Source organism: Streptomyces sp. NPDC005374, assembly GCF_042872225.1.
Lineage (GTDB): Bacteria > Actinomycetota > Actinomycetes > Streptomycetales > Streptomycetaceae > Streptomyces.
Genome location: NZ_JBIAKA010000006.1, coordinates 231,614 through 245,037 on the forward strand (window position 1 = coordinate 231,614; position 13,424 = coordinate 245,037).

The 13,424-nt window shown below is 67.9% G+C and carries 11 protein-coding genes and 1 pseudogene; 7 read left to right on the forward strand and 5 right to left on the reverse strand.

Features of this window, described 5'->3' with window-relative positions:
• Positions 1-530: 530 nt before the first annotated feature.
• The 3 genes from ACFYRX_RS17310 to ACFYRX_RS17320 all read left to right on the forward strand — a co-directional run bounded on the left by ACFYRX_RS17310 (position 531) and on the right by ACFYRX_RS17320 (position 2,640).
• Entirely contained in the window at positions 531-1,247 is a 717-nt protein-coding gene (locus tag ACFYRX_RS17310) for a hypothetical protein (protein ID WP_389100351.1), read from the forward strand.
• Complete coding sequence (locus ACFYRX_RS17315; protein WP_389100353.1) at positions 1,237-1,866, forward strand: Fic family protein; 630 nt, start codon at positions 1,237-1,239, stop codon at positions 1,864-1,866. The genes ACFYRX_RS17310 and ACFYRX_RS17315 overlap by 11 nt, the downstream gene beginning before the upstream one ends.
• A gap of 132 nt (positions 1,867-1,998) precedes the next feature.
• A complete protein-coding gene (locus ACFYRX_RS17320; RefSeq protein ID WP_389100355.1) occupies positions 1,999-2,640 on the forward strand; it encodes a hypothetical protein in 642 nt (213 codons plus the stop codon).
• Positions 2,641-2,669: 29 nt separating this feature from the next.
• Here the strand turns inward: ACFYRX_RS17320 and ACFYRX_RS17325 are convergent.
• Positions 2,670-2,897, reverse strand: a pseudogene (locus ACFYRX_RS17325) (IS630 family transposase); the annotation flags it as partial.
• Between the two features lie 452 nt (positions 2,898-3,349).
• The gene (locus ACFYRX_RS17330; RefSeq protein ID WP_389100357.1) at positions 3,350-4,060 is read right to left on the reverse strand and encodes an SDR family oxidoreductase; all 711 of its coding nucleotides are present in this window, start codon (positions 4,058-4,060) and stop codon (positions 3,350-3,352) included.
• Between the two features lie 111 nt (positions 4,061-4,171).
• Here ACFYRX_RS17330 and ACFYRX_RS17335 point away from each other — a divergent pair, with 111 nt between their 5' ends.
• Both ACFYRX_RS17335 and ACFYRX_RS17340 read left to right on the forward strand, forming a co-directional pair.
• Complete coding sequence (locus ACFYRX_RS17335; protein WP_389100841.1) at positions 4,172-4,999, forward strand: helix-turn-helix domain-containing protein; 828 nt, start codon at positions 4,172-4,174, stop codon at positions 4,997-4,999.
• Positions 5,000-5,304: 305 nt separating this feature from the next.
• The gene (locus tag ACFYRX_RS17340) at positions 5,305-6,096 is read left to right on the forward strand and encodes a DeoR/GlpR family DNA-binding transcription regulator (protein WP_389100359.1); all 792 of its coding nucleotides are present in this window, start codon (positions 5,305-5,307) and stop codon (positions 6,094-6,096) included.
• 161 nt (positions 6,097-6,257) lie between these two features.
• Here the strand turns inward: ACFYRX_RS17340 and ACFYRX_RS17345 are convergent, their stop codons facing one another.
• Genes ACFYRX_RS17345 through ACFYRX_RS17355 form a run of 3 tightly spaced genes read right to left on the reverse strand, consistent with a single transcriptional unit; the run spans position 6,258 to position 9,358 of the window.
• Positions 6,258-7,124 (reverse strand): carbohydrate ABC transporter permease, encoded by an 867-nt coding sequence (locus ACFYRX_RS17345; RefSeq protein ID WP_389100361.1) that lies wholly within the window; start codon positions 7,122-7,124, stop codon positions 6,258-6,260.
• Entirely contained in the window at positions 7,121-8,095 is a 975-nt protein-coding gene (locus tag ACFYRX_RS17350; RefSeq protein ID WP_389100363.1) for a carbohydrate ABC transporter permease, read from the reverse strand. The genes ACFYRX_RS17345 and ACFYRX_RS17350 overlap by 4 nt, the downstream gene beginning before the upstream one ends.
• A 3-nt stretch (positions 8,096-8,098) precedes the next feature.
• A complete protein-coding gene (locus ACFYRX_RS17355) occupies positions 8,099-9,358 on the reverse strand; it encodes an extracellular solute-binding protein (protein ID WP_389100365.1) in 1,260 nt (419 codons plus the stop codon).
• Between the two features lie 260 nt (positions 9,359-9,618).
• Here ACFYRX_RS17355 and ACFYRX_RS17360 point away from each other — a divergent pair, with 260 nt between their 5' ends.
• Both ACFYRX_RS17360 and ACFYRX_RS17365 read left to right on the forward strand, forming a co-directional pair.
• Positions 9,619-9,915, forward strand: coding sequence for a hypothetical protein (locus ACFYRX_RS17360; RefSeq protein ID WP_389100367.1), 297 nt, complete (start codon positions 9,619-9,621; stop codon positions 9,913-9,915).
• Between the two features lie 498 nt (positions 9,916-10,413).
• Positions 10,414-13,422, forward strand: a complete 3,009-nt coding sequence (locus ACFYRX_RS17365) for a TIM-barrel domain-containing protein (protein ID WP_389100369.1) — start codon at positions 10,414-10,416, stop codon at positions 13,420-13,422.
• Positions 13,423-13,424: the final 2 nt, after the last annotated feature.

The following is a 13,424-nucleotide window of genomic DNA, read 5'->3' on the forward strand; positions in this document are numbered from 1 at the left end:
ACTGGTTCACCTGGCGCACCGCTGTGCCGCCGCACTCGCACCGCGATGTGATCTTTGCTGTCTCACCAGTCACTCGGACTCCCCTCCATTCCACTGTTCCACTCCTGCGGCAGACTCCTCCACGGTCAGACCAGAGACCCACTCTGCGCAGTCCGCTGCCGAGCGGATGCCCCGATCCTCACCAGCCACCTGGACGAGCGCCTTCAGCTCCGCTGGACCCACCTACCGATGAGTCCGCCCCCGCGTCTCCACACACACCAATGCAGCTGAGGACTGTCCGTATTGATCATCGCGGTGGTCGGGGCGTGGGGGATCTGGGGGCCGGTCGTGCGCTCCGGGTGGGCTGTGGCTAGTGCTCTGACCACATACCTTCGCCGGGGTGAGCGGATGTGTGTCGGCGTACACAAGTAGGTGCTCAGGCGGGTACACGTGAACGTGCCCGGGCGGATGGGAGGTAGCCGGGTGGCAGGGCCAACCTATTGGGGTGACAGGTCTCGACCTGCCGGGCATAATCGGTCAGTTGTTCCGTCATGTCTGACTATCGGGGGTCCGCCGCGTCCATCCACATCGAACGAGTCTGGTCGCTCCCTTGGAGCGCCGCCGATCCCAGCCGGAACCCTTTCGGCTGGGACGATGATGAGGCGGTACGGCTGACGGCGCTTGTCGTCCCGATGGTGCCTTCCGAGGCCGACAGAGCGGCTGATCCCGACCGGTTGGCGGGCTATCGGTTCATGGACAAGGTGACCGTGCTCCTGGTGTCCCGTTATGGCCGGTGGGCCTGCGGTTGGGAACGCTCGGTTCACTACGGTGGACCCGTCGAAGCCTGGTGCTGCGAGTCGCACTCGGTCACAGGTGCGCAGGAGACCGCCGAACGCGTCGTGACCTGCCTGCTGGAGTGGCGTGACTGGCTGGAGGACATGGCCGAGCGGTTCGAGCAACTTACACCGCACCCCGATGCGGACGCCGAGGACCGGAGCTGGCATCTGGAACGCGCGGTGACCCGACTGGTCACCGCGGTCGTCAGCAGCACCCACGCCGAGTCGTCCTGGTACGGACTCTGTGAGACGACGCTGACCTGGTTCCTCAATTCCACCGGCCTGGGGTCGGAAGAGGCGCAGAAGGCGGTGGAAGCCGCGATCGGCGGCCGGTTCAAGAGCCACGTTGCGCCCGCCCCAACCCTGGTCGACACGGTTGGAGAGGACTTGGCGATTCGCCTGACCGGTCGCGGGTTCTATCGTGAGCGATGACGCGCTGGCGGCGTGGTGCAAGGTCAGGGAGCAGGTCGACTGGTCCTCGGCCGCGGGCGTGGGCTCGGCACCGGTGTGCCCGGCCGTCGACGGACTCGCTGCCTGGTTCGACGGTCCGGTCCGCGTTCGCGACCGGGATCGTGCCGATCGACTGCTCGCTGCGATGGTCCTGTCCCGTGTCGCGGCCTCACAGGGAGAGCCGCTCACGCCGACCCTTCTCACCGGCTGGCAGAGGCTGGTCCTCGGTGTGAACGAGGTGGGTCTGCGTCAGAGCGATGCCTTCGCGAAGGGCGGCCGGGAACAATACGGGCTCACGCCCCATACATGGCAGGACTTCGCCGCCTGCCTGCACCAGAGCGCCGACCCGTCGGTTCCCCTGACCGCCCGCGCGGCCAGGGCATACCTCGACATCGCCTTCTTCCACCCGTACCCGGACGGCAACGCCCGCCTGGCACTACTGGTCCTCGCCCACGTCCTGGAGAGGGAAGGAGTACGCCTAGATGAAGTGGGGCCGCTCCAGACCACACGCTACGCGGACGACCCTGACGGCGCTCTCGACTTGGCGGCCCTGGTCGCTGTGCTGATCCGTGCCACTAGCCGTCGGGCGACTGCACGGTGAGTGAAGGCTCCCGCCAAAGCCAGCAGGTGAGTACGTTCAGCAGTACGCGGCTGAGCACTTACCCGTGTACGCCGACAATGTGGGACCGTTGATGGCGGCTACCTGGCCGAGGCATCCGCCTATGCTCGGCTCGTGCAGCCGCTTTCTGACAGCAGCAATCCGTTGATCACGGCGTTCCCAGCCGAGCTTGCAAGCGATGCCGAGGCAGTCCTGGCGGTGATGCCTGATTCTCGGCTCAAGCCGCATGCCTCGTTCTCAGTCGCTGTAGAGGGCCAGCAGGTTTTGATCCCCGAGCGCCTCTACAACGACGAGCCGTCAACTGATGCGGTGGCGTCGCTTTCGTGGCGCCAACAACAGCTTCTGCACTGCCTGTACTCAAGGCACTGCGACGGGGTGGTCAGACAGCGTCACCTGGAGAAGGTCGTTGGTTCCACGGACCCATGGGTCGTCCCCTTCGTCGTGCAGCTGGTTGGCGAGTACGTCTTGGAGATCCTGGTCGCCATCTGCGATGAGCTCCGTGATCTCGCCACGCCCGGCACATGCGGCCACCTCGCTTACGGGCAGTTCATCGTGGACAATCCGGCCTTCTTCGCGCGCACTCAACGGCGGGTCGTGAGCTACTGGAGCTGCTACTACCGGGGCACCTACGCGAGTTTTCAGGGCTACCCGGGGTGCGCTCTTCTTGACCTCCTACGATCCGCTGCCTCCGACAGAGCAGGGCATCCCTGGCCCAACCTCGCTCCAGCCGGCGCCAGGGTGGACGGCTACTGCTAGGACCGGCCGGGCAAGGTCGCCCGGGCCGGTCAAGCGGCATCGGCGAGGGGACGTCCGCCCCAACGGATGCCCTTCTCGCTGCGGATGCGAGCGCGCTCGCGGCGCTGGGCTGCCAGCACGTCGGGGTGACGGGCATTCGCGTTGCGCCAGCGCAGATAGGCGTGCAGGGCCCGGGTCTGCACGGGGTGGTTGCGGTGGTTGGAGTTGGCGATGGTGAACTGCCGCAGCGGCCCGAAGTGCGCCTCGATTGGGTTGGCTGGGCGGCCCAGACCGAGATCGGCGCCGTAGCGGTGGAACGGGGCGCGGGCCTGCACCTCGCCGCTTGCCGCGCTGCCGAGGTCGCCGAGGTCGCCGAGGTCGCCGAGGTCGCCGCCGAACGTCTCTTCCCCCGCATGACACGGTGAGCCGTCCCGCCCTGTGCGCGCGTCCACGACGGCGGGCGCTCGGCGGTGACAACCGCGCTCAGAAGCACGGCTGCTCGCGTGCTCGTCCGGACGGCGGACGAGCGGGCCGGGGCAATGCAGAGTGCGCCACGTTGGCGCGGAGGATCCCTTCGCCTCGAAAGGCCGCTCCCAGCACAACGGGGTCTCCTCGACCGTGATGGGAAAGGGCCCTCACTCAGCAGGGGTGCGTCTCTGACTCCAAGGGAGTTCCCACGGTGTTGGAGATCGTTTCCCTTGAGGTACTGGTGGGCCACGCGGGTACCGGATCACGTCATGCGGTGTCCGCCATCGACGTGCAGCACGGTTCCGGTGATGAATCCGTTGCGCATCACCGACGAGAACGCCTGGGCGATGTCGTCGGGTGTGCCGACACGTCGGGCCGGGAGCCGCTCGGCCAGGTGGGCGAAGGCCGCCTGTTTGTCCATGCCGAGTTGGTCCCAGATGGGGGTGTCCACCCAGCCGGGGGAGATCACGTTCACTCGCACGGGCGCCAGTTCGATCGCCAGCCCGTAGGCCAAGGACGCGAGCGCGCCGTTGGCCGCGGCCATGATCGTGTTCGATCCGTTCGGCCGGTACGCATTGATGCCCGAGGTGTAGGTGATCGAGCCGGTGACCCGCCCGGCCGCGTGCTTTCCGACCAGCCAGGCACCGAGCAGTTTGGTGTCCACGACGGCCCGTGCGGTCGCTGTGGCGACGTCTGAGGTTCGACCGTACGCACCGGTCGCGTCCGCCGCGGTGACCACCACATGATCCACTCGCGCCACTTGGGCGAACAGTTCGGTCACGTCCTCCTCCCGCCCCATGTCGGCCACGATCGTGCTGATCTTCCCGTGCGTGCGCTCCAGTTCGGCCCGGGCCTGCGCGAGCCGGTCCTCGGACCGGCCGACGATCGTTACATCCATGCCCTCGGCGAGCAGGGTCCGGGCCAGGGCAAGGCCCATGCCGGAGCTGCCACCGATGATCATTGCGTCAGTCATGATTCGAGGCTGCGCCGCCGGAGCGGCTCCGGGAAGGCCGTCTGGTTCCTAGGTGTGCCACGGCCACCCAGGAACCGATCGACTGATGGCAGACTCGAAGCCGTGAATGCGATGGCCGAGTTCCTCAAGATCCGGCGCGGGCGGATCGGCCCTGCCGAGGTCGGCCTGCCCACCGGGCCGGGCGCACGGCGCACACCCGGGCTGCGCCGAGAGGAGCTGGCCGCGCTGGCCGGCGTGAGCGTGGACTACTACACCCGGATCGAGCAGGGCCGGGAAACCGCGCCCAGCGACGCCGTACTGAGCGCGTTGGCCCGGGCCCTGCGGCTCACTGCCGACGAGCACGCCCACCTGCTCGGCCTCGCCGACCAGGTCTCCGGGCGGGCACCGCGCCGCCGGCCCGCCGACCCGAGACCGGCCGACCCTGGCCTGCGGTTGCTTCTGGAGTCGGTACGGCCCAGCCCGGCGTACGTACTCGACGAGGTCAACGACGTGCTGGCCGCCAACCCGGAGGGCCTTGCGCTGTTAGCCGGGCTCAGCGACTGGCCGCCCAGCCGGCGCAACACGATCCGGTACACGTTCCTGCACTCGGCCGCACGGACCCTTTTCGCCGACTGGGACCGGGTGGCCCGCAACAGCGTCGCGCACTTGCACACCGCCGAACTGACCGCCCCGGCGCAGACCGCCGCGCTGATCGCCGAACTGTCGGCGGCCAGCAGCGAGTTCGCCGCGCTATGGCGGCGGCACGAGGTATGGGTCAAGCGCGCCGGCGAGACGGCGTTCCGGCATCCGGCGATCGGCCCGATCACCCTCGCCAATGAGGTGCTCAGCTCCGCCGGCGGCAGCCAGCGCATACTCATCTACCAGGCCCCGCCCGGGACGGCCGAGCACGATGCTCTGATCCTGCTGGCGATGACCACCGAGGACGCGGGAACCCCGTGAAGTCGAGGACGCGATCCCTGACGGTCCGCATCCGCTGAACTTCGGCGGACCGATCGTCTGGTATCGCAGGTGAACCGGCGGTGCAGCCGACTGCCCGCCTTCACCGCGTGGACGACCGTGTCGCGGGGGTTCACCTGTGCCGCCGTCTTGTCGACAGGTCAGACGATGCAGAGAATTCTGAATGGAGATGCACGTAATTGTTGATTTATAGATGAAAAGGTACTGAAATATGCAGTGGAAGCCACGACGGGCGACCCCGTCCGTGGTTTCATGGGCACGCATACCACCGACAGAGAGCGACGGAGATGGCGACACCGCAGGCCAGGTGGAGCGCGCTGCTGGAGATGCTGACGCGGGACGGGCGTATCGAGGTCGAGGCGGCCGCAGCCGAACTCGCGGTGTCCGCTGCCACGATCCGGCGTGACCTCGACGAGCTGGCTCGCCAGCAGATGGTCACGCGCACCCACGGTGGCGCCGTGATCAACGCGATCGCCTACGACCTGCCGCTCCGCTACAAGGCGGCACGCCACGCCCCCGAGAAGGAGCGGATAGCGCACGCGGCAGCCGGCCTGGTCAAGGCCGGAGCGGTGGTGGGCCTCAACGGCGGCACCACGACCACCGAGGTCGCTCGGGCGCTGGCGACCAGGAGCGACCTGGGCTCCGAGGGCGGTGCCGAGCCGTCGCTGACGGTTGTCACCAATGCCCTGAACATCGCCAACGAGCTGGTCGTACGCCGCCATGTGAAGCTCGTCGTCACCGGCGGGGTGGCCCGCCCGGCCTCGTACGAACTGATCGGGCCCCTGGCCACTGAGCTGCTCGCCGAGATCACGCTGGACCACGTGTTCATCGGAGTGGACGCGATCGACGCCGTGCACGGCGCGACCGCCCATCACGAAGGTGAGGCCAGCATCAACCGGACACTTGCGCGCCGCGCCCAGCAGGTTGTCGTGGTCGCCGACTCCTCCAAGCTGGGCAAGCGGGCGTTCGCCCGGATCTGCCCGTTGGAGGACATCCATGTGCTGGTCACGGACAAGGACGCTCCCGCCGGACTAATCGAGCCGTTCGTCGCCGCCGGAGTGGAGATCGTCCGCGCCTGAACCGGCCTGTGCCGCACGGAGGTTGAGGGTCCCGCAGGGCGTCCGCGCGGACGGGCCGGCGGTGCGTCTGTGCGGCAAGGCCCTCCGGGGCGAGGTCCGGCCCCCGGCCACTCGACGGCGCCCCGCTCTCCGACAGTGCCCGCCCCGGTGAACCCGCTGTCTCACCCCTTGACGCCACCGGCTGTCAGACCGCTGACCAGATGGCGTTCCACGAAGATGAACAGCACCACGACCGGAACGACGGCGATCAGCGATGCCGCGAAGAGGTACTGCCACTGCTCCTGGTAGGCGGTGACGAACCCGGGGATGGCCTTGGTCAGCGTCGTGCGGTCCTTCGAGGACGTGATGGTGAGTGCGACGACGTACTCGTTCCAGGCGGCGATGAACGTGTACACCGCCGCCGTCACCACACCGGGCATGGCCAGCGGCAGGGTGATCCGGGCCAGCGCTCCCAGCCGGCCGGCCCCGTCCAGGTACGCCGCCTCCTCCAACTCCTTGGGGACACTGGCGAAGTACGCGTTGAGGATCCACACACAGAACGGCAGATTGAACGCCGCGTTGACCAGGATCAGCGCCTCGCCGGTGTCGGTCAGGTCGAGGCTGACCATTTCCCGGTAGATGCCGACCAGCAGTGCGGTGGGCGCGAACATCTGGGTGACCAGGACCAGCAGCAGGAACGCGCCCCGGCCGCGGAAACGGTGCCGTGCGGTGTAGTACGCGGCGGGCAGTCCGACGAGCAGCGCGAGCAGCGTCGACATGCCGGCGACGTACAGCGAGAAGCCCAGTGAGCCGGTGACCGGCGGGTCGTCGAGGGACCACACGTCGGCGAAGTTCGACCACTGCCAGTGCGACGGCAGATACGTGGGCGGGGACTTCATGAGTTCCGGCGTCGGTTTCAGCGCCGTCAACAGCATCTGGAGGTACGGGGAGAGGAAGACGAGGGCGACCAGCCAGCCGGCCCCGGTGAGCAGCACGGTGCGCGCTGTGCGTCCGGCCCGGGGTCCGGCGTGCGCGGCGGTCGTTGTCATCGGATCTCCTCCCGCCATCGCACGACCCGCAGATACGCGAGCACCACGACGAGGATCAGTGCGAAGTTCACGACGGCCATCGCCGCCGATTCGCCGACGGCCTGGTTGTCGAAGGCGAGCTTGTACATGAAGGTCGTCGTCGTGTCGGTGGCGAAGCCGGGGCCGCCGCGCGTCATCGACCAGATGATCGGGAACGAGTTGAACACGTTGATGATGTTGATGATCGCGGCCACCAGCAGCGAGGGCCGCAGCAGCGGCAGCGTGACGGAGAGGTACGTCCTGAGCGTTCCTGCGCCGTCCATGCGGGCCGCCTCGTAGACGTCCGCCGGGATGGTCTGGAGTCCGGAGAGGATGACGAACGCGGTGAACGGCAGGGAGACGAACACCGCCACGGCCATCATCGCCGCGAATCCGAGGACCGGGTCGGCCAGCCAGTTCACCGGCTTGTCCAGGAGGCCTACGTCCATCAGCAGGCGGTTGACGACGCCGTAGAAGTTGTTGAGCATCCAGCGCCAGATGAGCGCGGTCATCAGTACGGATGCCGCCCAGGGCACGATGAGCGCCCAGCGGACCACCCGCTGCCCGGGGAAGCGGGTGTTGAGCAACTGGGCGAGCCCCAGGGACAGGAGAAGTGTGACCGCGACGACGCCGACAACCCAGATCAGGGTGCGCAGCAGTACGCCCGGCAGGTCCTCCTCGGCGAACAGGTCGGTGTAGTTGTCGAGGCCCGCGGAGCCGAGGGACAGGCCGGTCGAGCTGATCCTGGTCAGGGACGTGCGGACCATTTCGACGACCGGCCAGATCACCATGGCCAGGATGAGGACGACGGCGGGGCCGAGCCAGAGCAGCGGTTCGAGGGCCCGCAGTCCCCGCCGCTGCTTGCGGACGGGGGCGACAGGCGGTGCCGCCGCCTCCGGGGCCGGCTCTCGCCGGTCCCCGGAGGCGCGTACGGAGATGTCGTGGACGGCCATGCGTCAGCCGGTCTTCTGCGCGGTCTTCTGGATCTTCGCCAGGACCTTCTCGGGATCGCCGCTCGCCACGGCGGTGCCTATCTGCTGCTTCACCGCGCCGTCGACGGCCGCCCAGCCCGGGTTGTCGGCCGGGGCGAACTTGGCGCCGGCCAGCGCGTCGACGAACGGCTTGTAGTAGGCGGTGTCCGAACTGAGCGCGTCACCGGCCGACTTGGTCACCGAGAGGAACCCCTCCGTGGACAGGAACCTGGAGGCGTTCTCCTTCTGGTAGACGAAGTCCAGGAACTTGTTGACGCCCTCACGGTTCTTGCCGCCGTCCTTCTTGAACGCCACCAAGTAGTCCTGCACCCCCAGGGTGTTGTGGGTGGTGCCGTCCTTGCCGGGCAGCGGCGCGACGCCGTAGTCGAGCTTCTTGTCGACGGGGTCGATGAAGCCCTTGCGCATGAAGACGGCGCCGTTGATCATGCCGATCCGGCCCTGCGCGAACTGGTTGAAGACGTCCTTGCGGTTGGTGGTCTCCGGGTTGGGCTGGGTCAGCCCTTCCTTCGTCAGCTTCCTGAGGTAGGTCAGGGTCTCCACGTTCGCCGGCTGGTCTACGGCCCACTTCCCGGAGTCGTCGACCCAGCCGCCGCCGTTGTTCATCGACCAGATGCCGAACTCGCCCTGGGCTTCCTCGGGTCCGAGCGGCAGGCCCAGGGGGATGACCCCGGTCTTCTTGACGTTCTTGATCTTCTTGGCGACTGCCTCGACCTCGGCCCAGCTCTTCGGCGGCGCCGTGACACCCGCCTGCTTGAAGATCGCCTTGTTGTAGAAGAACAGCCGCGCACTGGAGATGAAGGGCAGGCCGTACTGGACTCCTTGGTACTTGGCCTGGTCGGCGAAGAGGGGCAGGAAGTCGTCGAGCACCGTCGGCGACACCGCCTCGTCCGCCTTGTAGATCAGGTCGTCGCGGGCGAAGTCGGAGAACTTGTTGTAGTTGAGGATGTCCGGCTGCTGCTTGGTCTGGATGTACGTCTTGGCCTTGGAGTCCATCTGCTCCCAGTCGACGACTTCCAGGTTGACCTTGTAGCCGGGGGTCCGGGCCTCGAAGTCCTTGATGAGTTTCTCCCAGTAGGGCTGGGTGTCCTCGTCGTACTTCGCGGCCACGAAGGTGATCGTCCGGCCGTCCGAGGCGCCGCTGTCGGAGGAGCCCCCCTTGCCGCATCCAGTGAGCGCCAAGGCCAGAACGAGGCCTGCGGCCGTGCCTGCGAGGTGCTGTTTCACTCCGGTACCACCCTCTCTTCGTACCACTGTGCAGTGACGGCGGGTGCGGCTCGATGCTTGTTTATGCTCGAATCGAGCTCGAATCAAGCAGTAAACGTCATCATGCTCAATCGATCGCGCATAGTGTCAAGAGGCCGCCGGATCACGACTCGGTCAAGCCGCGTCCGCCGGCCTGGGGTAGCGGCGCGACGCATGACTGTCGTCGGCTGCGGCACGTCGTGATTGCGCGGGGCGTTGAGCGGGGTGATTGAGCGGAGTGATTGAGCGGAGTGACTGGCACCATCGCGGTCACCGCCGATCGGGCGAGCCCCGTCCTGGACCTCACGGACGCCGCCGTCGCGCCGGAGTTCATCGGCCGGACGTCGGTCGCGCAGAGCTGCCTCGCCATCGCCGAGCTGGCGCTTCCGCGTGCGCTGCCAGGCAGGGACCTGAGCGCTCTGGCCGCACAGCGGACGGCAACCATCGTCGAAGCGCTGACCGAAGAGCCCCTCGAGTCAGAGCAGTTCACGTCCCCGGCGGCGACTGGGCCCACGGCCTGGCGCAGGAGACGGCGCTGAAGATGCGCGGCTGCAGGCGCTGGGACGAAGGCGTATCCGGTCACGGAGTACCGGATACGGGCACGACGGTCCGGGCGACCCGTCCGGCATTGCGCAGGGACTGTCCGGCGAGATCGGCCGTACCGGCGGCCGGCTGGTGACCTTCGGCCTCGATCGGGTGGCAGTCCTCGTCATGCTGCAGCGGCTCGCCGCGACGCCTGGCACCACGGGCCGGACCCAGGACCGAACAAACCCCGCCATCCCGCGCGTTCAGCACTTCTCGCCCGACGCACTTCACACAGAATTAGCGCCCTTCTGAAGCCGGGCCGCCGTCCACGGCTGATGCCCGTGAGCAGCGGGCCACCCGTTGTCGGCCGCACCAGGGGCCAGCACGGCCCCACAGGAATCAAGGAACGCATCGTTGACAGATGAAATTTACTGCAAGATTATGTGCGGAAAACTACAAGATCTTGCATCACTCATCAAAGACTCCCGGCCTCTGTCCGTTGGAGGACAACAGTGCGTGCACAGCCCCGCAGACTCGGCGTCGTACTTGCCGCCGCCCTGACCCTGACACTCGCCTCGCTCGGCATGGAACCCCCGGCCCTGGCCCAGTCCTCACCGGCCGGTACGGCCCCGGGGCCGAAGGTGACCGAAACCGCGGACGGTCTCACCCTGTCCGTACCGGCCACCGGAAAGAGCCCCGGCTACGACGTCGCCATACCCACCGACGGCGATCTGGCGCTCCGCACCGAACGCGCCGGCACTCCCGTCCTGACCACCGCGGGCGGCGACACGGGCGCCTTACGGTTCCGTTCCGGCGGTGCGTGGCAGCACGCCACCGACCTCACCGGCTGGCGTTGGAAGGGCGGCGTCCTGACCCTGACCGCCGGCTCCACGCTCGCCGGGGCCAGCGTCCAGGCGCGTCTCACCCCGGCCGCCGACCGCTACCAACTCGACTGGAACGTCGAGGGAGTCGAGCCGGACCGGCTGGGACTCGCCTACGACCTCAGCTCCGCCGGTCACTGGTACGGGCACGGCGAGGCCGAGACCCCGCAGGGCGGCCCCGGCACCGACCAGCCCTGGCCGCTGGACAGCGGCGAGGTCGAACACCCCGGCTTCTCCCCCGCGTCGTACCACATGATCGATCCGTTCTGGTACACCTCCAGCTCGACCGGACTCCGCGTCGACACCGGGCATGTCATGGACGTGGCGATCAATGAGGGCAAGGACGGACTCGGACGCTTCGACATCGAGTCCGGCGACCCCTACAAGGCCACCGTCTTTGTCGAGTCGACGCCGCTGGAGGTCTACCGCGACTACGTCGGCATCGTCGGGAAACCGGCGAAGAGCGACGCCACGTACGAGCAGTACGCCAAGCCGGTCTGGAACTCCTGGGCGCAGTTCTACACCCACGTCGACCAGGAGAAGGTCCTCGACTACGCCACCGATCTGAAGGACAACGGGCTCGAAGGGCACGCCCTCCAGCTCGACGACAAGTGGGAGTCGAACTACGGCAACCTGACCTTCGACGCCAAGGCCTATCCCGACCCGAAGGCCATGTCGAAGAAGATCCACGACCTCGGTTTCGACTTCGGGCTCTGGACGACCCTGTGGATCAACCTCGACTCCGACAACTACCAATTCGCCGTCGACAAGGGCTACTTGCTCAAGGACGCCGCCGACACCGCCAAGCCCTGCACCGTGACCTGGTGGAACGGCACGGCGGGCATCATCGACCTCGCCAACCCCGAGGCCAAGGCCTGGTACACCGGCCGCATCAAGACGCTGATGAGCGACTACGACATCGACGGCCTGAAGTTCGACACCCGTTTCTTCGACGACAAGTGCGCCCCGCGCGACGGGTTCAAGCCCACCGACTACCAGCGTCTCGGTACCGAACTCGCCGACGAGTTCGACCTCCAGGGCGTGGGTATTCGCGTGCACTGGGACTCCACCGCCCATCAGGCCGGGTTCGTCACCCGGCAGGTCGACAAGGGCACCGGCTGGGACTCGGTCCGCGCCTCCGTCAGCCAGAACCTGGCGATCTCCACGATCGGCTACCCGTTCGTCACCACCGACATGATCGGCGGCTCCGGAGGCCAACCCGCCCCCGAGAAAGACGTGTTGATCCGTTCGGCCCAGATCGCCTCGCTGATGCCGCTGATGTACTCCTCCACCTCGCCCGTCGACACGATCGACGTGACAACCGGTCAGAAGGTCGTCTACGACCAGCAGACCATCGATCTCTACCGGGCGGCGATCAAGCGGCACGAGCGTCTCGCGCCGCACATCTGGGACCAGGTGCAGCAGACCCTGAAGACCGGTGACCCGATCGTCCGGCCGCTGTTCTTCGACTACCCGAAGGACAAGGCCGGTTACACGGTCTCCGACGAGTGGATGCTCGGCCCCGCCGTCCTCGCCGCACCGCAGGTCGCCGACCGGGCCACCCGGACCGTGCACCTGCCCCCGGGCACCTGGTACGACGTCAACCAGGGCACCGTGATCCGCGGCCCGAAGGACCTCAAGGGCTACGGCGCTCCCCTGGGCGTCACCCCCGCCTTCGTGAACCTCAAGGCCAAGGGCGCCGACAAGGCGCTGCGTGCCCTGCGGAGCGCCAAGGCCCCCGCCGCCTCCGTACTGCTCTCCCCCGACGCGCCGGAGACCGGGAACGGTGAGGCCTTCGAGATCACCACCACGGCCACCAACTGGGGCTCCCAGCCGCTGAAGCGGGTCACGGCCGCGCTGAAGGCACCCGACGGTTGGCGCGCCGAGGCCATCACGGCCGCGACGACCCGGTCGCTCGCCGCCAGTGCCACGCTCACCACCAAGTGGACCGTCACCCCGCCCGCCGACGCGGCCTGGGGCAGCCACACCCTCACCGGGACGGTGACCTACGACGGCAGCCCGCCGGTCTCCGACCGCGTCCCCGTGAAGGTGAAGCCGCAGCCGGGCGCGGTCTCGGCGCCGTACCGCACCGCCGACACCGCGGGCGACGCCCAGTTCGCCCAGGCCGGTGACCAGTTCGCGCTCTGGGCGGGCGGCCAGGACGTGTCCGGCTGGAAGGACGAGAAGGCCACCGTCTACGAGAAGTCAGTGGTCGCGGACAAGGCCACCGTGCGGGCACGGCTCGTCTCCCAGGAGTCCGCCAGTCCCGTCGGCAAGGCCGGCATCGCCGTCGCCAACGACCTGACCGCGCCCGAGAAGGGCGGCTACGCGGTCCTCGTCATGACGGACAAGTACGGCCTGGAGTTCATGACCGACAGCGACGGCGACGGAAAGCTCGACACCTGGGCGGGCGGCGGCCAGACGTACCACCCCGCCTACCTGAAGCTGGTGCGCGACGGCACGACGTACACCGCGTACGCGAGCAAGGACGGCACCACCTGGTCCACCGTCGGGTCTGCCACGGTGGCCTCGGCCTCCGGCACCGGCGACGCGGGCCTGGTTGCCTCAGGCGCCAACGTCAACTACCCCGGTGAACGGATCCAGGCCGTCTTCGACGGCTTCTCGGTCACCGCGCCCTGAAC

What these genes read in the sequence shown, in the direction of transcription:
- ACFYRX_RS17310 (WP_389100351.1), top strand. Translation starts at nt 531, where the DNA reads ATGTCTGACTATCGGGGGTCCGCCGCGTCCATCCACATCGAACGAGTC.
- ACFYRX_RS17330 (WP_389100357.1), bottom strand. Translation starts at nt 4,060, where the DNA reads ATGACTGACGCAATGATCATCGGTGGCAGCTCCGGCATGGGCCTTGCC.
- ACFYRX_RS17335 (WP_389100841.1), top strand. Translation starts at nt 4,172, where the DNA reads ATGGCCGAGTTCCTCAAGATCCGGCGCGGGCGGATCGGCCCTGCCGAG.
- ACFYRX_RS17340 (WP_389100359.1), top strand. Translation starts at nt 5,305, where the DNA reads ATGGCGACACCGCAGGCCAGGTGGAGCGCGCTGCTGGAGATGCTGACG.
- ACFYRX_RS17345 (WP_389100361.1), bottom strand. Translation starts at nt 7,124, where the DNA reads ATGACAACGACCGCCGCGCACGCCGGACCCCGGGCCGGACGCACAGCG.
- ACFYRX_RS17350 (WP_389100363.1), bottom strand. Translation starts at nt 8,095, where the DNA reads ATGGCCGTCCACGACATCTCCGTACGCGCCTCCGGGGACCGGCGAGAG.